At 38.7% G+C, this 23107-nt stretch carries 16 protein-coding genes; 3 read left to right on the top strand and 13 right to left on the bottom strand.

Annotated features, from left to right (window positions below; all coding sequences use genetic code 11):
- Positions 1-30: 30 nt before the first annotated feature.
- Positions 31-975 carry a PstS family phosphate ABC transporter substrate-binding protein gene (locus tag BLU80_RS06700; RefSeq protein WP_091395505.1) on the bottom strand — a complete coding sequence of 315 codons (945 nt, stop codon included), beginning with the start codon at positions 973-975 and terminating at the stop codon, positions 31-33.
- Between the two features lie 37 nt (positions 976-1012).
- On the bottom strand, positions 1013-1771 hold the full coding sequence (locus BLU80_RS06695; protein ID WP_211481776.1) for a DUF2490 domain-containing protein: 759 nt from the start codon (positions 1769-1771) through the stop codon (positions 1013-1015).
- Positions 1772-2415: 644 nt separating this feature from the next.
- Here BLU80_RS06695 and BLU80_RS06690 point away from each other — a divergent pair.
- Positions 2416-3093: an HAD family hydrolase gene (locus BLU80_RS06690; RefSeq protein WP_091395498.1), complete on the top strand. Its 678-nt coding sequence runs from the start codon at positions 2416-2418 to the stop codon at positions 3091-3093.
- Between the two features lie 46 nt (positions 3094-3139).
- On the opposite strand, the gene BLU80_RS06685 is transcribed toward BLU80_RS06690, so the two are convergent.
- Both BLU80_RS06685 and BLU80_RS06680 read right to left on the bottom strand, forming a co-directional pair.
- The gene (locus tag BLU80_RS06685) at positions 3140-3364 is read right to left on the bottom strand and encodes a hypothetical protein (RefSeq protein WP_139188099.1); all 225 of its coding nucleotides are present in this window, start codon (positions 3362-3364) and stop codon (positions 3140-3142) included.
- 216 nt (positions 3365-3580) lie between these two features.
- Positions 3581-4177, bottom strand: coding sequence for a ribonuclease HII (locus tag BLU80_RS06680; RefSeq protein ID WP_091395840.1), 597 nt, complete (start codon positions 4175-4177; stop codon positions 3581-3583).
- Between the two features lie 85 nt (positions 4178-4262).
- On the opposite strand from BLU80_RS06680, the gene BLU80_RS06675 reads away from it, so the two are divergent.
- Complete coding sequence (locus BLU80_RS06675; RefSeq protein WP_091395491.1) at positions 4263-5195, top strand: COX15/CtaA family protein; 933 nt, start codon at positions 4263-4265, stop codon at positions 5193-5195.
- A 45-nt stretch (positions 5196-5240) separates the two neighbouring features.
- Positions 5241-6266 carry a thiamine-phosphate kinase gene (gene thiL, locus BLU80_RS06670; protein WP_091395487.1) on the top strand — a complete coding sequence of 342 codons (1026 nt, stop codon included), beginning with the start codon at positions 5241-5243 and terminating at the stop codon, positions 6264-6266.
- A gap of 194 nt (positions 6267-6460) precedes the next feature.
- Here thiL and BLU80_RS06665 read toward each other — a convergent pair whose 3' ends face one another.
- The 9 genes from BLU80_RS06665 to BLU80_RS20065 all read right to left on the bottom strand — a co-directional run bounded on the left by BLU80_RS06665 (position 6461) and on the right by BLU80_RS20065 (position 22586).
- On the bottom strand, positions 6461-8632 hold the full coding sequence (locus tag BLU80_RS06665; protein ID WP_091395484.1) for an endo-1,4-beta-xylanase: 2172 nt from the start codon (positions 8630-8632) through the stop codon (positions 6461-6463).
- 31 nt (positions 8633-8663) lie between these two features.
- Positions 8664-9617, bottom strand: coding sequence for a DUF5627 domain-containing protein (locus tag BLU80_RS06660; RefSeq protein WP_091395481.1), 954 nt, complete (start codon positions 9615-9617; stop codon positions 8664-8666).
- A 37-nt stretch (positions 9618-9654) separates the two neighbouring features.
- Positions 9655-11421 (bottom strand): RagB/SusD family nutrient uptake outer membrane protein, encoded by a 1767-nt coding sequence (locus tag BLU80_RS06655; protein WP_091395478.1) that lies wholly within the window; start codon positions 11419-11421, stop codon positions 9655-9657.
- A gap of 19 nt (positions 11422-11440) precedes the next feature.
- On the bottom strand, positions 11441-14467 hold the full coding sequence (locus BLU80_RS06650) for a SusC/RagA family TonB-linked outer membrane protein (protein WP_091395475.1): 3027 nt from the start codon (positions 14465-14467) through the stop codon (positions 11441-11443).
- Between the two features lie 51 nt (positions 14468-14518).
- Positions 14519-16414 (bottom strand): RagB/SusD family nutrient uptake outer membrane protein, encoded by a 1896-nt coding sequence (locus BLU80_RS06645; protein WP_091395473.1) that lies wholly within the window; start codon positions 16412-16414, stop codon positions 14519-14521.
- A gap of 9 nt (positions 16415-16423) precedes the next feature.
- Positions 16424-19882 (bottom strand): TonB-dependent receptor, encoded by a 3459-nt coding sequence (locus tag BLU80_RS06640; RefSeq protein ID WP_211481775.1) that lies wholly within the window; start codon positions 19880-19882, stop codon positions 16424-16426.
- A 162-nt stretch (positions 19883-20044) separates the two neighbouring features.
- Positions 20045-21250 (bottom strand): FecR family protein, encoded by a 1206-nt coding sequence (locus BLU80_RS06635; protein ID WP_170831169.1) that lies wholly within the window; start codon positions 21248-21250, stop codon positions 20045-20047.
- 88 nt (positions 21251-21338) lie between these two features.
- Entirely contained in the window at positions 21339-21932 is a 594-nt protein-coding gene (locus BLU80_RS06630; RefSeq protein ID WP_091395461.1) for an RNA polymerase sigma factor, read from the bottom strand.
- Positions 21933-22307: 375 nt separating this feature from the next.
- Positions 22308-22586: a group II intron maturase-specific domain-containing protein gene (locus tag BLU80_RS20065; protein ID WP_091395460.1), complete on the bottom strand. Its 279-nt coding sequence runs from the start codon at positions 22584-22586 to the stop codon at positions 22308-22310.
- Positions 22587-23107 lie beyond the last annotated feature (521 nt).

Below are 23107 nucleotides of genomic sequence, written 5' to 3'. Positions count from 1 at the left end.
AAATATTTAATGATGGTAAAATGCTCTACCCTATCGCAATTTTGCCAGCTCCTCCTTAATGTGGGCATCTGTCAGCGGAACATAACCCGCTTCTTTTACATACTTCTGACCATCTGTCAGCACCCATTTAAGAAAAGCAACGATATCGGGATTGGTAGGTTTCCCTTTCGTAATAAAATACAGATCCCTTGCAGGAGGTGAAGGATAGCGGCCATCTGAGATTGCCTGCAGAATACTATCTGCATTTTGATAAAAATTCTCCTCAGGATCTATGACTCTGTTATTATTCTGATCAATAGGTATGATATCAATACCGGGTCTTTTTTTGCCTGTAGTGACGTCATAAGCGTAGGCAACATTATTAAATCCTACTCCGCTTGCATCCTTGCCAACGGCCTCGGCTAACCCCGGATCTCCATAAATACCGGTTCCTTTGATATTCTCCTGTTTGCCTCCGAAATAATCAGCCCAGGTATCGGCAGCCCCGGCAGCATCTGAACGGGTATACACCACCACCGGCTGCGTGGCTGCGGTATCCAGTAAAGAACCCCAGCTGATATTTGTTTTACCGGATAAATAGACCTCTTTAAGCTGATCTTTGGTCAGGCCTTTTTTACGAATCAAGTCTGCCAGCGGATTATTCAGACTGAAGGTTGGAAGTACCGCATCCTTTGCCACAGCAAAGACCCAGATACCTTTTTCTTTTTCTGCCGGCGTTAATTGCCTGGAAAACATGGCAATATCAGCGGCGCCTGCCAGTACATCCGTCAGGCCTTTACCGGCACCTCCTGCTGAAACGTCAAAGCGAAGATCAGGCGCGTTTTGCTTATACTGTTCTGTCCATTTAACCCCTAATGGATATAGCGCAAATGCGCCTGATATAGTTACGTTTTTGGTCTTTTTACCTCCGCAGGACACAAGACCGGCGGTAAAAGATCCCAGAAGCAATATGGCTATAAATGATTTAATACGCATTTTAATGTGTTTAATGTTTTAATGAAAATGATTTAGTTTAATAAAGTTTCAGGGTATGATAGAGCGTAAATCTTAAGATATCCCTGTTATAATACTGATTGCCGCTGCTGCGCTGCTGAAACCAGTTCATATACCCGAGTTCTGCCTGGAAGGACTTAGAGATCCCATAATTAAGCCCTGCATAAATCCTGTTCTGGTCAAAAGTGTTGTTTACTATATTATGTCCCAGGTTCAGCAGGATCTCATCAAAGGCCACTGCCTTCAGACTTCCCACTGTTGATTTCGTTTCTACCAATGGGTATGAGAGTTGAAAGCGGTAGCGCGCCCGTCCCTGAAAATGATAACCGGAAGTCAGTTCCGTGCTGGTACTATTATGAATCCAGCGCTCCTCCATCTGAAACCTGTGCTGTACTCCGAGTTTACCTAATTTCTGAGTAGAAGTAAAATACTGATGTGGCCGAAGTTCAGGAGCGGTTACGACGGTTTCCTGTTCGGGATCCTGCGGGCTGGAAGCTAAATAGTAAGTAAAACCCGCACCTACAGCCCAGCCACTGCCTAATTTTCTTTCAACAGCTACCCTTGGCAAAAACCAGTTGCTCTGGCGGTTATTTTTAAAATATCTGCGATCTTCAACTTCCAGATTCACCCCCCAATCATCGGAAAGTTTATATTTCCCATAATATCTGATCCAGTATTGACTTTGTTTGGTAACCTGCTTTTGTCCGATAGCAGGACTGGTAAAACCTGCCATGCCCAATGCCGCCCAGATAAGCGGTCTGTATTTATAACGATTCATAGAATGATTTGCTAATGTGTATTGATAATGTATTGACTCAAAACATCCATTTGTCCCATTATCAATTTGAATGCAACTAGCAAGTCCTCCTCTGGGTGTGTTATATTTAAAATTCTGCATGACCGGTTATTATTTTTTTTGACTTAACATCACGCTACAATTAGTCTACTATTTTAGTAGACTAAAATGATAAAAAAAACGGAGATTTTCCTTATCCCCTTATTGAGTATATTATTTAATCCTTTATAAAAACTACTTGGACTACCAATCCGAATGTAGTTCCGCAAATAAAAAGGTTCAAGCAGGGACCGCATGGTTTCCATAATAATTTAAAATATCTATTATTGGATCTAGGTATTGCCCTTTTTCTTTAACCGCGATGCAAACATATAACAAAGTCCACTATTTTAGTAGACTTTTAGAAACTTTTTTTATATTTTTTTAGAATAAGCCTCTTTAATACCAACTAATCACTGATAAACAAATACTTATGCAATTTTATTTTCTACATTAATAGCCAATATAAATACAGCATCTTGCGTAAAATCTAATTTTAAGCCTTATTTTAACCCTTAAATATGTGATCACCCGCAAGCCTTTGTTGTCCTCTTCAGGGACAACTTTAATTTTTTATCTTTGCCTCCATGGAAACAAAGCAGTCAGCCACCGACATCGCAATAAAAAAGGCAGATCAGACTTTTAATAAGGCCGATATCAAAAATATCATTTTTGATTTTGGCGGCGTATTACTTCATATAGATTTTAAAAGGACCCATCAGGCTTTTGAAGCGCTGGGTATTGAGGATGCAGCGGCCCATTTCAGCCAGCACCATGCCAGCCAGCTGTTTTCCCGTCTGGAGACCGGTCATATTTCCAACGAAGCTTTTTATGATTTGTTCCGTGAGGAAGCAGAAAATCCCCGGCTTACCAATGAACAGATCCGGGACGCATGGAATGCCATGCTGCTGCATTATGCAAAAGACAATATTGCGCTTCTAAAACGGCTCAGTAACAGCTATCAGTTGTATTTATTCTCTAATACCAATCAGATTCATTACGACTGGTTCGCTGATTTATATCAAAAAGAATTTAATGGAGAAAAACTGGAAGACTTATTTAAAGTAGCCTGGTTTTCCCACGAAAAAGGCGTCCGTAAACCGGACCCAAGCGTTTTTACACACATGCTGGAAGTAGAAGGGCTTAAGGCTGAGCAGACGCTCTTTATTGACGATACCGTAAGCAATATTCAGGGAGCTCATCAGGCAGGCTTAAAGACCCACTTATTAAAAAGTCCAGCAGAATTGCTCCTACTGGACCTGTAACTATTAATTTACCGTGTCTTAAATTACATAATTTGAACGATTAGGCCTATTTAACCTCTTCAAAATCAATATAATCTGACTTTGAAGGTTTAGCGGCCTGCCCGGCGGCCTTTTGTTTGGTAAAGCGGCTGAACGGGCCCTTGCTTTGCCCGGTCACATTGACCCCGGCATTCGCAGACCGGTTCTCTCCGGTACCGGCATTATTATAGGCACTCTGTCCAAAAGGCCCTTGTCCGTAGGAGCCATTCATCTCTCTCACTTTGCGTTTCATTTGACTGGTGGTTCTAACCACCGGTAAGACAAAACCTACAATAAAGCGGTATAGAAAGTAAACCAAAAACGCTAATACTATATATCCTATCATGTAACGAAGATACTAAAAGACACACTCAATACGCCTGCCCGCCATAGATTTTGCGAATCACTTAACAAACAATTCGGTGAACGAACAAATAGCTTCCGTCAGTAACAAACGGACGGTTTTTGGTTAAAACAACGTGGGAGTTTCCGGGTTAATATTAAAACTTTTACGGTGATGCTCGCAAAGGCCGTAGGCTTTTATGGCCTCCCTGTGAAAAGCCGTCCCATACCCCTTATTGCTAGCCCAGTCATACCTGGGATAATCCAGATGCAAGGAGCGCATATGCTCATCCCTGTAGGTTTTGGCAAGGATACTGGCTGCAGCTATATTGGCATATTTACCGTCTCCTTTAATAACACAGATATGCCTAGTGGAAGGATAGGGCGTAAACCGGTTACCATCAATGGCCAGAAAAGCCGGCTTTTGTTTCAGCGCCCTTATGGCCAGATGCATGGCCTTGATGGAAGCTTTTAATATATTAATACGATCTATTTCTGAGACACTTACGCTGGCCACGGCAAAACTAATCGCCTCTTTTTCAATGACCGATCTTAATACATCCCGGTCCTTCTCCTGGACCTGTTTACTGTCATTGAGCTTTTCATGAAAAAAATCCTCTGGCAAAATGACGGCCGCCGCGAAAACCGGGCCTGCATAGCATCCTCTACCCGCTTCATCACAGCCGGCCTCCAGCACCTCATTTTGAAAAGAATTGAATAGCATAAGGCAAAAATATAAACTTTCAATCGGCCTGCCAATCTTCTTTACCGGTAAACGGCTACCTTTGCACCGGAAAAAACCGGATATCATGAGCACATTAGCTGATAAAGAGCAACGTTTCATCAAATACGCCAAACTCGTTTTATATACCATTTTTATTGTTATACTGGCCGGATCTATCGTCCGGACAACTCATAGCGGAATGGGCTGTCCGGACTGGCCCCATTGCTTTGGCAGACTGATTCCTCCATTAAATGCAGGACAGTTGCCTAAAGACTACGAAAAATACCTGAAAAAGCAGGATATCGACCACACGTTCAATGCTTTTCATACCTGGATTGAATACCTGAACAGAATGCTGACGGTTCTTTTGGGATTTTTCATTATCTGGCTGAATATCTCTGCCTGGATTACCTACAGAAAGACCAAAATTTCCATTTTCTACTGGGCACTGAGTCTGTTTGTTTTGGTAGGATTTGAAGCCTGGGTCGGTAAGGTAGTGGTGAACTCCAATCTGGGTGTTATACAAATTACGGCTCATATGATTCCTGCCCTGATTATCGCAGGCGTATGCGTCTATATCATCCATTTGGTTAAAGGAAAGCCTTTTATTGTCAATAAATCACTGAAAGGCCTCATCTGGCTGGCATTTATACTTGTTTTTGCACAGATTCTGATCGGCACTGAAGTTCGTTCAGAGGTAGATAATATCTCAAAAGCCCTTAATTACACCTCCAGAGACACCTGGCTTGGACAGGTGGGCAAATGGCTGAATATTCATGAACTCTTTGCCTGGGTGGCCTCCTTTGCCTGTATTCTGGTGGTAGGCAAATCCTTTAACCATAAAGAAACCCAGAAAACGGGGCTTTTAATACTGATCTCCCTGGTTTCTGAGCTATTTTTAGGACTCATCATGACCCAGCTGAAAATGCCGGCTTTTGCGCAACCCCTGCACTTGCTCTTCTCCTCCATCATTATCGTAGCCCTGTACCGCATGATGATTCAGGTCAGAACCCGCTAAACAATAAACCCACACTTATCATTCCCCTTATCAAAAATATATACCATGGAAAATAGAACAGAAATCTCAGAACTTGGCGAATTTGGCCTGATTGACCACCTGACTAAAAATTTCGAGACTTATAATGTTTCTACCATTGAATCCATTGGTGATGACGCAGCCGTCATGGATCATTTCGGGAAACAAACAGTCATGACGACGGATTTGCTCATTGAGGGAATTCATTTTGACCTGATGTATACGCCGCTGAAGCATTTAGGATATAAAAGCGTCATTGTCAATTTAAGTGATGTCTATGCCATGAATGCTCAGCCTACACAAATCACCATCAGCCTGGGTATTACCAATCGCTTTAGCGTGGAGGCTTTGTCTGAGTTCTACGAAGGGGTATATGCTGCCTGTGAAAAGTACAAGGTAGATCTGGTCGGAGGCGATACCTCCGCTTCTCAAAAAGGCTTTATTATCTCTGTCACCGCCATCGGTGAAGTTGCTCCTGATCAGTATATCAAAAGGTCCACCGCTCAAAAGGGAGACCTGATTTGTGTCTCTGGTGATTTAGGCGGTGCATTTCTTGGACTGACCTTACTGGAGAGAGAAAAGAAAATCTATATGGAGAACCCGAAGGTCCAGCCAGATCTGGAGGGAGAAGACTATATCGTGGGCCGCATCTTAAAACCGGAAGCCAGAAAAGATATCATAGAATTTTTTGAGAAACAGGATTTAAGACCGACTGCCATGATGGATGTCAGCGACGGGGTCAGCAGTGAGGTATTACACCTTTCCAGAAAGGCCGGGCTAGGCTGCAAAGTCTACGAAGATAAATTGCCTATTAATGAAGCGACCCGGCAGGCCGCCTTTAAATTCGGGCTGGACCCCACGGTCTGTGCTTTAAATGGCGGAGAAGATTATGAACTCATCTTTACCATCAGACAGGAAGACCATGATAAAATTGTCCTCAACGAAGAAATAAGCGTCATTGGTTATATGACTGATGTAGAAGAAGGGTGTAAATTCCTGACCAAAGGGGGTAACACCTTTGATATTACGGCCCAAGGATGGAAAGCCTTTTAAAACCTCGCTTCAGGATCCAAGTATTTTCTATTACTATAAGCTGATTTTCAATAACAAAATAGCCGGCAGGAGTCTTTGCCGGCTATTTTAATTTAATAACATTCCACAACATTAGACAAAGATTTGTCGATGTCACTTCTTAAGGGAGTGTATTACAACACTTAGCCTCACAGAAGTCTATACCTTTAAATTTATCAAGGCTTTCCCCCCATATTTTCTTGCACTGCCTTAGCCACATATTCGTAGGCAAGTTTTCTGACATAAACCTCTGTCCACAAACCGATAGGTTCGCCTGCTCTCCAGCTAGAATTAGCCGGGCTATCCATTGGACTCCAAATAGTTATACCATATCTTTGACTTGCAGGAATGTATTTAAAATATTGGTCGATTACAAATTTATACAATTCAGCCTGCTTAAGATACTCTTGAGCCGTCGCATTATCGGTCTGTGTATTCCCTCCTAGACCTATATCCAATTCTGATATTTTAATCAATTTACCGGTAGCTGCTAACAATTGGAACATATTTACAATTTTAGCACTATCTGCATTTATATCAATGTGCATCTGCGTACCAATACCATCTACCTTTTGTCCTTTACTCTCAATATAGTTTACATATTCAATCAACCCTTTGCATTTATCTATATTGCTTTCTAGCCCATAATCATTAATAAACAGTTTATCTGTTGCATTCCCATATTGTCTGGCAAGTTTAAACGCCAAAACAGCGTAATCTTTTCCGATATAATCCTGCCAGTAAAACTGATCATCACTAACTGTTTTACCAATTCCAGTCTTTAATTCATAAGGACTGCCATCATCCATAGGTTCATTAACCACATCCCAGGCATGAACATAATCCTTACAATTTGTTACCATAGTACTTATCCAGCTTTCCAATGCTCCTGAAATAATCGTTTTTTTCTCCTCAGCTGTCTTTTCAATAGTTTGAGTTCCTAAATCTGGATTCTCCCTTTGCAAGGCAATATTATCAATATACAATGTACCTCCATAATTGCCATAATTAAATAAAAACCTTGTTCTGTCTGCCGCCGTAACGGTTGCCTCCAGCTCAACTTTAGTCCAGTCTTTGGTTACATTAAAGGAGGGAAAGTTATCACTTCCATAGCTTGTCGTTTCCTGAAAGGAGGCACTGATTGCTCCTGCAACACTTCCCTTTATATAAAAACTTAGCTTATAGACAGACCCTTCCTGAAATGGGGATGTAAAATCATAGGCCGTCTGCGCCTCCCAGGAGTTAACTATTGAAGGATTCGTCATTTTTAGGGCGTTACTGCTATTATATCCATCTATTGTTAATTCCCTGACAGAATTATTTCCCCATCCTGACCAACCATTAATATTACCCGCTTCAAAATCACTATTGGCAAACAAGTTTGATTCAAGCCCTGAGCTCGCATCTTTGTCCTGTACAGACAAACTATTTACATCAATATAATAGGTAACACCAGGCATATAACCCAAATCAAAATTCATGGCAAAAGAACTGGCAGTAGTTTTAAAGTCACTTACCGTAAATTTAACTTGCTGCCAGCTTGTCTTGGTCTCAAAATACTCCGATGCGTTTCCTGTATTCATCCAGTCAGTCCACGGATACTGATTATTCAAATCAGCACTAAAGGACACTCTACCCTTACCTGCCTTATCAGATTTAATAAAAAAACTCACGACATACTGCTTTCCTGCGGTTATATTTATTAAAGGTGTCTTAATACTCATATCCCAGGCGTTAGCAGAATTAGAATTTGTAACCAATTTAATGGCACTTCCGGTATTTTGCCCTGCAGCAGATTCAATTGAAGAGGCAGATGCTCCATTTACTACCCAGTCTCCAAACTGACCATCTTTAAGACTCGTTAAATCGAATAGATTATTATCAGACTCTACAACTTCCGGCGCAATCAAACCATTCAAATAGGTAGCATTTTGATTGGAATGCCAGCAAAGCGTATGACCATACAGTGAAATCCCCGCCTCTTTGGCTGTTTGGATAAGGGTATTTACGTTATCCAAATTCAGGGATCCATCTGCCTGAACCACCGCCCCGTGTTTCATTGCATACCCCAAAACTATTTGTTGAAAATTCCGGTTAACCATACGGTACAGCACTCCTTTTTTGATATAATCACCTAAGGAGACTGCAGCGCCCAAATGAAAATCCGCAAATTTGACAGTATCAATGTATGATTTTAAAGCAGGATATCCATCGATATCTTCCTGTGCTGCCACTTCCTCAGGTTTGGACACGTTAAAATCCAACGCTTTATATTTATAACAGCTACTAAAAAAAACTGTAAGCAGTAGTACTGTAAGCAGCGCTCTTCTAATATTAAATATTTTCATACCTAATTGTTTATTGAATGTTAGTTTGGCCTTAAAAAGTTTCCAGAGTTACCCCTCTGTTTCTCATGACTAGTGTATCCTTAGAAGAAACATGCTCATCTACCATATTTACTTCATACGCTAAGTATAAGGCATCTCTATCCTTATTGCCCCAGCTATTTTTTTCTCCCTTTTTTACAAATTTCCCACTGCCTGAGGCTGTTATGCCTTCCGTAGCAGAACTAATAGTACAGGTATTATCATCATCAAAATGAAGCAATAGATTACAATTAACATTATAACCATTTTTATCTTTAAATATCAATGGGAAAATAGTTTCCGTCAGAGATTTAGTTGTTAATTGCTGTACGTCATCATATTCTACATATTGCTGGTGCCTTACATTTGTATTATCTAGTGCAGTATTGCCATTATTCCCCTTAATTACGTCTATCCCTCTACGTAAATAGTATCCATGCCACTGATTAATATACTTAATTGCATAAAGTATATAATCCTTATCTATCAGAATTGAATCAGCGTTGGTTACGGATTTCATTTTTAAAGGAATGACATATTTATTCTTTATAGCATCCGGATCATTGAAAAATGCGTCCGTTAAATGGACTTCCAACCCTCCAGAAATACTATCTTTAGGGATTTCAATTGTATTTGAAGCCAGCGAATAATAATCCGTTGGCATCGCAGTTACTTCACTACCGTCGCTAAAGCTAACGCCCTGCACCAAATCGTTATCAACTGCATAGGTTATATTTACGATCTTATTATTATGATAAACCCCTCCTAAGGTTGCATAAATCTTACATTTGTGCGCATTATCCAAATCCGTATTTACGATATCTTCACCCAGCGTGATTGTTCGAACGGGGTGTTGATAAGAAAAATAGACTGTCTGATAAGGGTAATCCTCAAAAATAATGTCTTTATTATGACATGCACCTAACAGCATAGCAGCCATCATTAAATATAATATTCTGATTTTCATTTTTATCGCTTTTGAAAAATTCTTTAATTTTCTAATTTCACCACCCTTTATTCTGAACCAGATTTGTAAATTTCAATACTTCACTATAGGGAATAGGTCCATAGTTCATATAATCTTTATAAACTCTATTTTCAACATTAATCGCTGTGTACTTTTTATCCGAAATACGTATACCCTTGGCCGTTTCATTTAAAGCGGCATTCCATCTTCTCAAATCCCAGAACCTAAAACCTTCAAAACAGAGTTCCAATCTTCTTTCATTTCTAATTAGATCCCTCATTTTGTCCTTGTCTGCACTACTAGATTCTAGATATGGGTCGCCATTATTTGTGCCTACGCCCGCCCTGTTACGAAGTGCTTTAATAATATCGTAGGCAGAATATGTATGTCCCCCAGTCCCCTCAGGACCCCACGCTTCATTGGCCGCCTCTGCATAAATCAAATAAATTTCAGTATATCGAATAAGTGGTTTATAATGGCGTTGTGTAGTCGTAGATGTACTACTCAGATTCACATCCTGCCTTAATAGTTTTTTCAAATAATAACCAGTTCTTGTGGAAGTCTCTGTTTTATTAAGGCCATCATTTGTAGTTCCATCTGCTTCAGTATTGATAGCAGAACTATTAACCCCCGCTTTAGTTCCATCTACCAAAATAAAATCTGTAAGTCTTGAATCTCTATTGGCATATGGATTCTGATCGTCATAACCACTTCCCGATTGATTTATAGGATAGCCATTGGCCATAGGAAAGGCGTCAACTAGATTTTGCGTAGGATTTATCCTGCCTTTTCCATTAAGAGTTGGAGGAAAATTATCAGATTCCAGATTATTACTTTCGCTATAGTTAGTTCTCCATAAAATTTCATCTGGGTTTTGACCGTCCGCAAGACCTGCTATTTCAGATGTGTTGGTATACCAGGTTAGACCATTTGAGGCAATACCACTTACCCCACCTTTAAGATCAATTATTCTTGCCGCCGCATCTGCTGCCTTAGCCCAGGTCGCACCACTTCCCTGGCTAAAAGCCGGGCTTGCTGCCAACAGAGCCAGTTTGGCCTCAAGAGCCATGGCCACCCTGCCTGAAAAGAGGCCACTCATGCTTTTACCCATTGCCCTGTTAAATTGCTCCTTAGTAATAGAACCGTATTTAGCAGGCACCTGTGCATTATCGGTTAGGTCTAAGTAATCTATCGGTAAATAAGATTCTGCTAAATTTAAATCCGCATAAATCTGGGTCATGCAATCCTGAAAAGAGGCCCTTGGTAAATTAAAATCATCCCCTACTACCTGAGAATTTAACACCAAAGGCACTCCTAATAGTTCCCCATCGGCTCCAAAACCCGCATGCGCCTGAAGTAAATAAAAATAAAATAAAGCCCGAAGTCCATAAGCTTCCCCTTTAACCCTCATATTAAACAAACGGGATACGGTTGAATCTTCTGCCCAAGTGACCTTATCGATTTGTTCAAGCGTCAAATTCATATATTGAATAGCAGCATAACAATTGCTCCATTGCTCTACAGGATTATTATTCGCTGCCCACTGCCCAGTCGCCATTTTTAAAAGACTACTTGTCTTATCATTGGTAACAGCATCATCAGTTGCTACATCATTAAAAGACCAAGAATTGACCGGTATTCTATTATAGCCATTAAGGATAAGTCCATAAGGGAACTTTGCATCACTTGGATTATAAGAATCTTCCAATTGTCGGTTATTCTCAATTTGTGGTGTAATTAAGTCCTTACAACCGACCCCCACAAATGCCAAAAAAAGCAGATATAGAATAATTTTATTTTTCATCTTAACTAATTTTCCCTTTTTAAAAATTGGCTTTTACCCCTATATTATAAAACCTGGTTTGCGGCGCACTTCCTATATTGAGTTGCATAATATCTTTGTGTTTAGAAATGGTCAAAAGATTTGCACCGCTAACATATACCCCTAATGTATTGATAAACCCTTTCGATTTTAACAGGCCGGTCATATCATAACTTAGTTGTACTTTGGACAGATCAAATCGATTGGCTTTATACATCCAGAAATCTGATGTCCTGAAATTATTATCACTGGAATTAGTGGTCAGTCGGGGATAAGTAGCTGTTGCCTTAGTCTCTTCCGTCCATCTGTTGCGGACGACTTCGGAATACTTTCCATCTCCATACACCCAATAATAACTATTGTTTTTAACTCCATATGCACCATAACTTCCAGTTCCGTACATGAAAAGTGTAAGTTTTTTGTATTTAACGGTAAGATTCATACCGATCGTAAAGGGAGCGCCGAACCATCCTCCCTTGCCTAAAAACACCTCGTCCTGGCTATTAATTACTCCATCTCCATTCTGATCCTTGTATTTGATGTCACCCGGATGCACTTCTCCAAAAGATTGGGTGGGTGAATTATCAATATCCTCCTGGCTTTCAAAAAATCCCAGGTTTTGAAGCCCCCATATACCGTCAAGACTTTTCCCTTGCCTGTATTGATAAGCATCTTCATAGACCTCAGCGCGTCTGGTAGCTTTTGTTGTATAATATGTTCCATTTAACCCAAAGTCAACATCTAATTTACCAATTAACTTATGCCAGTCCAGCCCGAAATCAACCCCTGTTCTCTGATCTCTATCATAATTGATATAGGGAATAAAAGAAGAAACCGGCCAATAAGAAGTAAAATATGAAGGGAATAAAGAGGATGCCTGAATAATATTACCATCTATCGTATTACGGAAAAAATGACTGCTAAGCTGTAAAGAACTATTGAAGAATAACCCCTCAAAACCTATATTAATCTCCTTGCGCCTTGGGAAAGACATATTAGGGTTATTTCCCCTTCTGGATTCAGTTGCCTGGAACCCAGTTCCATCTTTCCAACCATACCAAGAGCCTGCTACCGTATAGTAACCCTGATACATATAATAATCACTAATATCAATATCCGTATTCAAAATGCCCGCTGAGGCTGTTATTTTCAAATCGTTAACCACCCCGGTTTTATTATGCATAAATGGCTCTTTGCTGATTCTCCATGCAATAGATAAGGTCGGTGATAAAGCCTCTCTGTGATTTTCAGGCAATTTCGCTGAATGAATATATGCTCCTTTAAAATCGATATAATATTTATGATCATAGTTATATCCGGCATGAAGGCCCAGATTTGCATTACTAACCCTGTGATAAACTTCCGATTCAGACTGCTGATACCCATTTGCTATGAGTTCACTGGAAACATTGTTTTTTGTTCCAAAAGTCTGGTCATAGCTAAATAATCCGTAAAAAGCAATTGTTTGCCTATACCAACTATTGCTAACATTTTGTGTCCCTGAAGTCGCATCATTTCCATACTTATTCAGACTACTGATAAGATCCTGACCAGCATAATTATTCCAAATAGGTTCATATGTTGCATAATCATAGTTATAAGATAAGGAATATGCAGTCGCATAATCGACCGCAAAATTCGATTTAAATTTAAGTCCAGGCAAAATATCCTTTAAATCCGCATCAATGCCGGAACTAAACTGAAACTGTCTTGAAATATATTTATTATATCCGCCTGCATAAATGGTAGCCATTGTATTGGTTTGATCCAACTGAGTTCCACCCAACAGGTATTTCCCATCTATTACATGGTCGCTGTTTTGCACCAATAATAATGAAGCTTCATCATTTGACTCAATCATATCAATTGGCACCAGAGGAGTAAATCGATTCGGGCGAACTGTTGCTGCTGCTGACCAGTAATCAGCATTTACTCCTCTGCCATCATAAAACGTAGCAGTCGCATCAATTCTCCCATTAATAAACCGATTAATTTTTATATCAACATTCCCTCTGAGATTAAACCTGCTATTTCTATTCTCCTTTGCCATTCCAAAATCCAATAAGGAGCCTTCTGTATAAAATCCCATATTGGTATAATATCTCGCCCGGTCGTTACCTCCGGATATTTCAGCAGTAGCATCATATCTATTGTAAGCTCTTTTTAAATAAGAATCAGAATAATAATCGACATTCGGATAACGGTACTCATTCTCATTTGATGCGTAATGATAAATAGTAGCCTCATCATATAAAGCAGGCAAACTATCATTACTCCTCGCTTCATTATATAAGCTCATATATTCTGCAGATCCAAGATATTTCGGATAACTTACAGGAACATAAGTACCCATATCTGCTCTAACAATTAATTTCTTATTAAATGCCTGGCCGCGTTTAGTGGTTATATTAATCACTCCTTTCGCTCCTTTGCTCCCATACAATGCTACAGCCTCCACTCCTTTTAGAACAGCAATCTGATCAATTTCAGTAGGCAGGACATTATTAGCATCCCTTGGAACACCATCTACCAACAATAAGTAAGATCCCATACCCCAAATACTATTACCATTATAACCAGGAACATAAGCGACTAAACCATCCAAGCTGTAAGTTGTATAATTCTTAGCCATAATTTCCTGTTGATTAACAACTGTTACATCCCCAAATAAATCTTCCTTTCTACTTGTACTAAAAGGAGCTTGTACATCAATGGTATCTAAACTGGTCGGATTTAACTTAATAATATTTAATTGTTTCGATGCTGGCAGATACAAAGAAGTAAATCCTGGGGCGGATACAAATATGTTTTCGCCAGGTTCAGCCATTAAACTAAAAGCGCCATTACTGTCCGTTAAAGTATGGACATCTGCCCTTTCCTGGCTTTGAATCAATGCATTAGCAATAGGATTTTGGTTTTGATCATAAACTTTTGCACTGATTTTAATCTCCAGTACACTTTGGGCCTTCACCCCGACTGCGCCGAAAGCACATGCCATGTATATTATGAGAATTATTAATAATTTCATTGAATGTCTGTTTATATTACAATTCATAAATAGATTAGATTTTCTACACCATTACCAACCAGGATTTTGGTAAAATCCCGGGTAAAGTGTCACATCGCTTGTCTTAAGAGGTAGCCAATAATGTTTCTCTGTAAATTTTCTTTCAAGAATCGTCTCTTCCCGAAGGTTTTTCACCTCATTATCCTCAGGATTTGTAGTGCTGAAGGTTCCTGCCCTGTCAAAATAAACAGTCTTCTTCAATGTATAGGGCTTTTTAATGAGAAGTAACCAGCGGCGTAAATCGTTAAATCTATGACCTTCAAATGATAATTCAACAGCTCTTTCCCTACGAAGTTCAGGCATAAAAGCATCCACTGATCCTGTATATTCAGCGGCAACATGTCCTACTCCCGCTCTGTCTCTTATCACATTGACAGCATCAACTGCCGTTTTGCCATAAGAAGATACAGAAGCAGTTGGAGAGCCATATCCTTCAGCCACAGACTCTGCATACATTAAATAAATATCTGCCAGCCGCATATAAGGGATATGAATATTGAGACTATGAGAATACCCATAGCCATCATCATATTTATTACAAGTAATTGGAATGAATTTTCTTAATAAATACCCAGTTCTGCTACCAGTACTTGGATCTCTATAGCTGCCACGGCCGTTAATTGTTCCATCACCGAATAAATTCGCATACCTGTTTGCCTCATCTGTTGTTGAACCTTGAACAAACTTGACACCGTCATAAACTATATCATTATAGAATCTCGGATCTCTTCCTTTCCAAGGGTATTCAGGGTCATAACCCGACTTTGGATCAGATTTCGTAATATCAGATATTGGCAACCCATTAGCCATTCCATAATAGTCTACATAATTGGCAGTCGGTGCGAATACAATATCACCTTCGCCTATAATTAACGGAGTATATTGTTTACTAGTTCCCCAATTCGATGAATTAGCATTATAATAAGGCGATCTGAAAATTGCCTCAGTTCCACCAGGCATTAACCAATTTTGACCAGTCGTATAGAAATTATTGAAATATTTATCAAATGGCAATAATTTATATGGGGCCTCCCCACTTTCGCATAGTTTCAATAATTCTGCAAAAGCATCCGCTGCTTTTTTACAATAATCCTTATTATAAGCTGTAGATCCGGTAGAAACGGAGTTCATTAAGGGACTTCCTGCCCATAGATAATCTTTTCCCAAATATCCCAAGGCCATTATCTTATTAATTCGAAGTTCATTTTTCCCAAGCGTATTTTTACCCGCAGTAGTGTTATCCCAATTCGTAGGCAATAAATCTGCCGCCTCTTTAAAATCCAAGGCCGCTTTATCCGCGCACTCCGAATAACTTAACCGAGGTAATGTTAACTTCTGATCACTTGGCAAAAGCGTATCAATATATGGAAGCCCCCCAAAATATTGCATCAACTCAAAATGAAACCACCCTCTAAAAAACAGCAATTGACCTTTAATTAAATTTTTTTCTTCGGTTGTGGCATCAATTAACTTATCCATATTCGCTAATCCTAAATTAGCCTTATTTATGCCATACCAACAAAGCGGATATAAGGACTTATGAAACCTATCATTGTCTGTAGATGTGGATGCCCGATCCATCCATCCCCCTTGCCAACCATCGAATTCTGATTGCCAGCCCCAAAAATTCCCTAAATCAATTTTATTTACAAAATGAAAATCATGTGATGTTGACATTATCTCATCCTCCCCCCAATTCCATGAATTGGTCCAATAAGCATTGGAAAAATCCGGTATGCAATGATACAACTCCTCGGTAAACCCCTGAAAGTTGGTAAAGTTTTTATAAGCATCATCCGCATTCAAAGTTGAATCTGGACTTTTATCTAGGTATTTTTCACATGAACTAATGGCAGTAAATACTGCAAGAAAGCCTATTAGTATATATATTTTAGAATATCTTTTCATGATAACTTATTAAAAGGTGATATTAAATCCAAGGTTGTATCTCTTTAGCGTAGGGTAAGCACCCTGACTTGCCCAGCCACTTCCGGCATAGTTAGATTCGCGATCATCAGGCATTTTGGTCCACAAGAAAAGATTGTCTCCATTTAAATAAACCCTAATATTTTCCAGGCCAGCCTTTTTAATAAACCGCCAATTCTTACCGAATGTATAGGCTATTTCCGCATTTTTTAACCTTAAATAGGATCCGTCATACATATACTGATCAGCTCTGTAGTAATCAGGTGGAGTGGACAACCATCTAGGCAATGGAACCGTTCCGGAAGAAGCACTTTTGCTCCAATAATCACCCTCATCATAAGCAATATCCACTTGACCGGAAAAAGTACTAAATACAACTTGCCTTGTTACATTGGTTACTCCATAAAACTGGACAAATGCACTAAACCCTTTCCAGTCAAATCCGATAGTTGTATTATAAGTGTTTTGTGGCCAGCCAGTATAACCATAAGGTATATTATCATCCTGATCAATAACGCCATCTCCATTATAATCAATGATATTATAATTACCGGGAAGTTTGTTATTATCATTGGTATTATACTGTGTGCTACCGTAAAGTTCGTCCCAGGTATTATAATAGCCAGAACTAACATAAGAATATGCCTGTCCTACAGACTTACCAGCCTTTTTCTGATACTCGGGCAACAGTTCTGCATCATCTTCATCAATTACTTTATTTTGAGTATGTGTCATATTAAAGTCCACATATACCCGTAAAGCATCGCTCAGATTTTTATTTAAATGCAATTCAAACTCATAGCCTTTAGCATTCACCTTCCCAAGATTAGCTGCTGGTGCAGAAAATCCAAAATAGGAAGGAACCGATCTATTAGTACCAGCTATGAATATTTTAGAACGTTTATCTTCAAAATAATCAAATTTTCCTTTCAGCAGACCACGAAATAACTCAAAATCAACGCCTATATTACTCTTAAAAGATTCTTCCCATTGGATTTTTTCATTACCCAGAGAGGTTAAAGTATACCACGTATAACTACTTTGTTCAGCATCTACTCCCGATGTACCTAATAAGGCATTTCCGGAATGAGCCCATTGATTCAGGTATAACCACCTAAGGTTATTAATATTGTCGTTACCTGTTTGTCCTACAGAAGCCCTAACTTTTAGGACATCTACAAAATTCACAGATTTCATAAAGTTCTCTCTACTTACTACCCAGTTTACCCCACCTGAAGAAAAATAAGCAAACCTATTGCCTTTTGCAAACTGCTCTGAGCCATTATACGCTCCATTATACTCGACAGTATATTTATTTTTGTAACTATAGGTCGTTCTAAACACCCAATCTTCTCTAGAATGCGGGACTTCACTACCTGTGGCATATTGATTTCTATTCATCAGTCCCATTGCCGTTATATAATGATTTCCAGCGATAGTTTTCGCATAGTTTAATTGTAATTGATAAAATATGCGTCTGTAATTTGAGCCAACATTTCCAGCGCTGGTAGACCAGTTTATCCCTTCCTGAAAGTCAAAATTTGTAACACCATCATAAGCCTGTTTATAAGTTACCGCTCCAGTTTCTGGATCCACATATTTCATCTGAACACCATTATACAAATCATTGACACCACGATTATTTTCAACAAAAGTGTTATCGAGCGATACCGTTCCAGATAATTTTAATCCTTTAACAAGCATACCCAGATCCTGATCTAAGATAAAGTCTGTGGTCATTCTGGCAGTTGTTACCTGTTGAATACCGCCAACTGAAAGGTTTAATGCAGAATTTGCCAAATTACTATTAACCAGACTATATCCCCACGAGCCATCAGGATAAATCGGCAAAAATGCATCCGGTGGTGTAGAATAAGCAGACAGCCAAAGCGTTAACCCAGTTACATAATCACTTTGAGAAAAATTCCATGGAGTTTTTTGTACACCGTAGGAACCACTTAAATTGGTTTTAAAAACAGTGGATGGAGTTAATTGAAAATCAAGGTTACTTCTTACATTAATCCTATTGAACCCAAAACCCGGTTTATACCCTCTGCCGTTATCATATACTTTGAAGATGTCTCCTTCATGGAGATAATCTACATTGGCAAAATATTTTACAAATTTCGTCCCACCACTTATATCAACACTGGCATTATGACTCATAGTGTAATCCTTAAAAAGAACTTTATTCCAATCCACATTAGGATATCTTTCCCTCTCTTCTTCATTAGAAGGGTTTTTGTATTTTTCTAGAATTTCTTCCGGCAAATATTGATTCCAACTGTCTGGATCTACATTCAATTCATTTTCTATCACCTGATTTCTTAAAGCAAGCGTATTATATGAATCGTATTTTTGCGGCAATTTGGAGGGCTGCTTTATAATCGTATTTACTCTTGCACTGATAGAGGCTCTACCTAATTGACCTCTTTTAGTGGTTATTAAAATTACTCCATTGGCACCTCTTGATCCAAATACAGCAGTTGCAGAAGCGTCTTTTAAAACACTTACTGTTGCTACGGAATTAATATCTACACTGTTCATTGGACGTTCAACCCCATCAACCAGAATCAGAGGAGATGTGTTATTCCAGGAATTTGTTCCGCGAATAACTATCTGTGGGTCTTCTTCTCCAGGTAACCCCGTACTCGATGTTGTAATCAAACCTGGCACATTACCTGTCAGCGCAGCCCCAATACTTGAAACACCCCCTGCCCTTTCTAAAACTTCACCCGTCGTTTGGGAGATAGCTGCAACCACACTTTCCTTTTTTTGAGATCCATATCCAATAACAACCATTTGTTCTAAATCAGACACCTGTTGTTTTAATGTGACATTTATGATCTCTCCATCACCAAAATTGATTTCAGTAGTTTCATATCCAATAAAGGCAAAAACAATCACCGCTTTCTGCTCAGGGAAGCTCAATGAATAATGACCATTTTGATCCGTTGTCGTCCCAATTTTTGTTCCTTTTAAATATACACTCACTCCTGGTAATGGATTGCCAAGGGAATCTGCAACTTTTCCGCTTACTTTTACCTGTTGAGCTACCTTTATTTCAGTTGGAGGTACTTCATCCATCTTTTTTCTTTTAATACCAATTGTATTTTCCGATATATAAAAGGAAATAGGTAGATTCTTAAAACAGTTGGTCAGTACATCATTAATATTAGCATTTTCTGCGTGTACAGTTACCTTTGGCAAACCGTTTAAAACTTCTTTTTCATAAAAGAAATGATATCCCGTTTGCATCTTAATTACCTTGAAGACATCTTCAAGTGGAATATTCCTGGCATCTAAATTTATCTTTTGGCTTAAAGCGGCACCATGCGCACCAATGCAGGCAACTAGTATCAAAATAGTAATTAACTTCATAACCAGCAACGATTTATAAAGCTCCCTGCCCGTTTTGGGCATGAGCTTCCTAAAAGCATTAAAATCCATATCTTTGTAAAAGTTTGGGTTAAATGTTATGTATTACAGCCAACCTTCCAGATTGGTTAACTCAGATTTTTATGGCCGGAGGTGTTGCGAGCACTTCCGGTTTTTCTGATTCGTGCAATTACTCTATATTTTTTATTTCATATTCAATATCAGTTTAAAATTTTAGGGAAGTATCGTTAATTGTTTACCTTGTATCTTGTAATCAACATTCTCAAATTCCAATAGTTTAAGGAATTCGGATAGATTCAATTTCCGGGATATACTACCTGTAAACTTTCTATTGGGAATCTTTCCGCTATATGTCACATCAATATCATACCATCTGGAGACTTTCTTCATAACTTCCTCCAACATTTCGTTATCGAATATCATCTCACCATTCACCCAACCGGTAACATTTTCTGTATTCACTTTACTAATTTTAATTATGTGGGAATTATCTGTTTCCGCCTGTTCTCCTGGTATTAGGACATGACTACCGCTGCCAGCAGAAACTTTTACACTTCCATTCAGCAATGTAGTTTTAATAGAAGCCTCATCATCATAAGCATTAATATTAAATTCAGTCCCAATATCTTCAATCATTGTATTTCCTACCTGTACCTTAAATGGCTGCGATTCATTATGAACTACTTCAAAATACGCTTCTCCTTTGATGCTTACGATTCTGTCCTTTCCATTAAAAGCTAATGGGTAATGAATCGAGCTCACTGCATTTAACCAAACTTTGGTTCCATCTGGCAGTGTCAAGCTCCATTGCTGCCCGCGCGATGTTGTAATATCATTGTAAAGGGTTTCCTTGGCCTGTCCTACATAAACGAGTCCATTTTTATCCTTAAGAATTTTAACGCCATTTTGTTCCGTTACCACACCATTTTGAAGACTATCCAGAAGTATTACCTGCCCGTTGGATAAATGCAGAATTGCACCATTGTGACCCGCTGCAATATTCTGTCCTGGAAGACCCTGCATTTCTTCTTTTGCAACTTGCTGTTTATTAGCACTTTTTTGAAATTGCAATCGATAAACCATAATTGAAAAACAAAATAATATTAGAATGGCTGCAGCCCATCCCCATCTATTCCACGAAAATCCCTTTTCAGCTGCATTTTGTTTTTTATCATTTTCTACATTTTCCTGGACGGTAAAGTTTAAATGATTTTGCCCTTTAAGAGCTCTTGCCTGCTTTATTAATTTCAGCAGCATTTGTTTCTTCCAGGTTTGAAAATCTTCATCTCTTAAACCCGAATCATCTTTGCCTCTAAGGTTCATTTCCTCATACCAAAGGCTAAGTTTTTGGTCCTCTTCCTCACTGGTTAACCCTTTAAAATACCTTTCAATAATGTCTTCTATTTCTTCTTGTTCCATATTAATATAAGGCCATTTAATAAAAGAGTCCATGAACAAGCATGAACCCTAAAAAAATTAAAAAAAAATTGAGAAAAAAGTTATAAAATCAGAAAAGGCTTCTGATTATCATGATAGTAATCAAAAGCAACTTAACATGATGAGCATGATCCAAGGCAGTTCTGAGTAACTTTAAAGTTTTGGTTATATGGTATTCGATTGCCTTGGTTTTCATATTCATTTTACTGGAAATGTCTGCAACACTCATTTCCTCATTTCGACTATAATTGTAAATAAGTCTGGATTTTTCAGGAAGAGACTCTACCACCTCCTTTAAATATTCCTCCATAAACTTGATTTCAATCCGCTGTTGCTCCTCCTCCGTTAATAATTTGCATTCATAATTTGCAAGAAGATCTTTACGGCGTTTCTTTTTCAGAACCATTTTATATATTCCAAACTTAATTGAAGTGAATAAATAGGCTGGCAAGGACCTTACCTGAAACTTCTCAGGATTACTCCACAATTTCAAAAAAACGTCATTTACAATCTCTTCAACCGCTTGCTTATCATTTGTAAAACGGTATCCTATCTCAATTAGCTGTTGCCAGTAACGTTGATAAATTTCCGTTAATGCCTCTTCCTGCCCTTCCATGAGTAATTCAAGGAGATGCTCGTCCGAATAAGTCTCAAATACAGACATTATGGTTAATTTAAATTACTAATTTATTATTACACACCGGCTTACAATCAAAATCCTATTCATAAAATAAATAATAAGAATAGATCTCTATTTGTATTTTGTACAATTATTCTATTTCAAAATAAGTTAATAAAAATCAAATATGCAAATAAAATTAAGATTTAGTTTTGTTTTGCTATGAAAATTTTAAAAATAAATTATAAAGGAATATCCTGATTTAACGGAGGCAAAAATCAATTTTTTGTATGATTATCGTATTAAAATTTACCTGATTAATAGTACAGTTATACAGCCAAAAATTATTTTTAAAAATCAGTTGACAATGCAATGACAAATGGCAATTTTATCGGCATTTAAACCCCAAATTATCTATACTCATTTGACCTGGGAATTCTTATTCCAGAAAGCAGTTTCAGCATTTAAGTAACGTCGTACCTTTTTGTTCAACCAAAAATAAATCGCCCGGAACGCTTTCGAAGAGTTGCTGTATCGGAAATAGTTAGCCCAGCCTTTAAGTATGGAGTTGATTATATCCCGTATTTTGGTTGATGGTTGAGATACATAGTGTTTGAAAACGTCCGCAAAACGGGAAATGGGAAGAAAGGTAAGTAGGAGTCGGAGGGGATTATAGTAGCGAAGGATCCCTATTAGCAATCATTCTTTCAACAAAATGAGAGGCAAGACGAAAATGGTAAAAACGTCAATTAAATTGCAGGAACTGAGTAGAAAGATATACATCAAGGCGAAGGCTGAGCCCAGCCATCGCTTCTGGGGAATCTATGTTCATGAATGCAAACTGGAGACACTAGAAGAAGCTTAAGCTAGCTGAAAAAGGCGCTTTGACCGTAAAACCGGTATACCCTAAGAAGTACCGGACGTACATATTCTCCTAAATGAAGGCAATTGTTTCCCGATCGGAAAGATTGCAAAGATGCTTGACCATTAGGCTACCTAATACCAAAGGTCCGCTTAATGTAGCACGCCCTTCTTTGGACAGAAAATTTTATCGTAAACCCCCACAATTCGGTCCCACGGAATGCTTTGGGCTAAGATCAACCAACGGTTATTTTATCTAGCTGCTGTTCAAATGGAGTCTCAAAACCCTCAAAACTGAGCTGATTGGGGCTAGTATAAACCGGGGTTGGTGCACGCTTTTTATAACTTCCACGCATAAA

The organism is Arachidicoccus rhizosphaerae, assembly GCF_900107765.1.
GTDB classification, from domain to species: Bacteria; Bacteroidota; Bacteroidia; order Chitinophagales; family Chitinophagaceae; genus Arachidicoccus; species Arachidicoccus rhizosphaerae.
Note: the sequence above shows the minus strand (reverse complement) of the source record. Positions and strands in the feature narration are given on the sequence as shown.

Bases quoted from the DNA above. Each gene is read 5' to 3' on its own strand.
- BLU80_RS06630 (WP_091395461.1), bottom strand. From the start codon at position 21,932: ATGTCTGTATTTGAGACTTATTCGGACGAGCATCTCCTTGAATTACTC.
- BLU80_RS06680 (WP_091395840.1), bottom strand. From the start codon at position 4,177: ATGCTATTCAATTCTTTTCAAAATGAGGTGCTGGAGGCCGGCTGTGAT.
- BLU80_RS06690 (WP_091395498.1), top strand. From the start codon at position 2,416: ATGGAAACAAAGCAGTCAGCCACCGACATCGCAATAAAAAAGGCAGAT.
- BLU80_RS06635 (WP_170831169.1), bottom strand. From the start codon at position 21,250: ATGGAACAAGAAGAAATAGAAGACATTATTGAAAGGTATTTTAAAGGG.
- BLU80_RS06685 (WP_139188099.1), bottom strand. From the start codon at position 3,364: ATGAAACGCAAAGTGAGAGAGATGAATGGCTCCTACGGACAAGGGCCT.
- thiL (WP_091395487.1), top strand. From the start codon at position 5,241: ATGGAAAATAGAACAGAAATCTCAGAACTTGGCGAATTTGGCCTGATT.
- BLU80_RS06665 (WP_091395484.1), bottom strand. From the start codon at position 8,632: ATGAAAATATTTAATATTAGAAGAGCGCTGCTTACAGTACTACTGCTT.
- BLU80_RS06650 (WP_091395475.1), bottom strand. From the start codon at position 14,467: ATGAAATTATTAATAATTCTCATAATATACATGGCATGTGCTTTCGGC.
- BLU80_RS06695 (WP_211481776.1), bottom strand. From the start codon at position 1,771: ATGAATCGTTATAAATACAGACCGCTTATCTGGGCGGCATTGGGCATG.
- BLU80_RS06675 (WP_091395491.1), top strand. From the start codon at position 4,263: ATGAGCACATTAGCTGATAAAGAGCAACGTTTCATCAAATACGCCAAA.
- BLU80_RS06660 (WP_091395481.1), bottom strand. From the start codon at position 9,617: ATGAAAATCAGAATATTATATTTAATGATGGCTGCTATGCTGTTAGGT.
- BLU80_RS06645 (WP_091395473.1), bottom strand. From the start codon at position 16,414: ATGAAAAGATATTCTAAAATATATATACTAATAGGCTTTCTTGCAGTA.
- BLU80_RS06655 (WP_091395478.1), bottom strand. From the start codon at position 11,421: ATGAAAAATAAAATTATTCTATATCTGCTTTTTTTGGCATTTGTGGGG.
- BLU80_RS06640 (WP_211481775.1), bottom strand. From the start codon at position 19,882: ATGGATTTTAATGCTTTTAGGAAGCTCATGCCCAAAACGGGCAGGGAG.
- BLU80_RS06700 (WP_091395505.1), bottom strand. From the start codon at position 975: ATGCGTATTAAATCATTTATAGCCATATTGCTTCTGGGATCTTTTACC.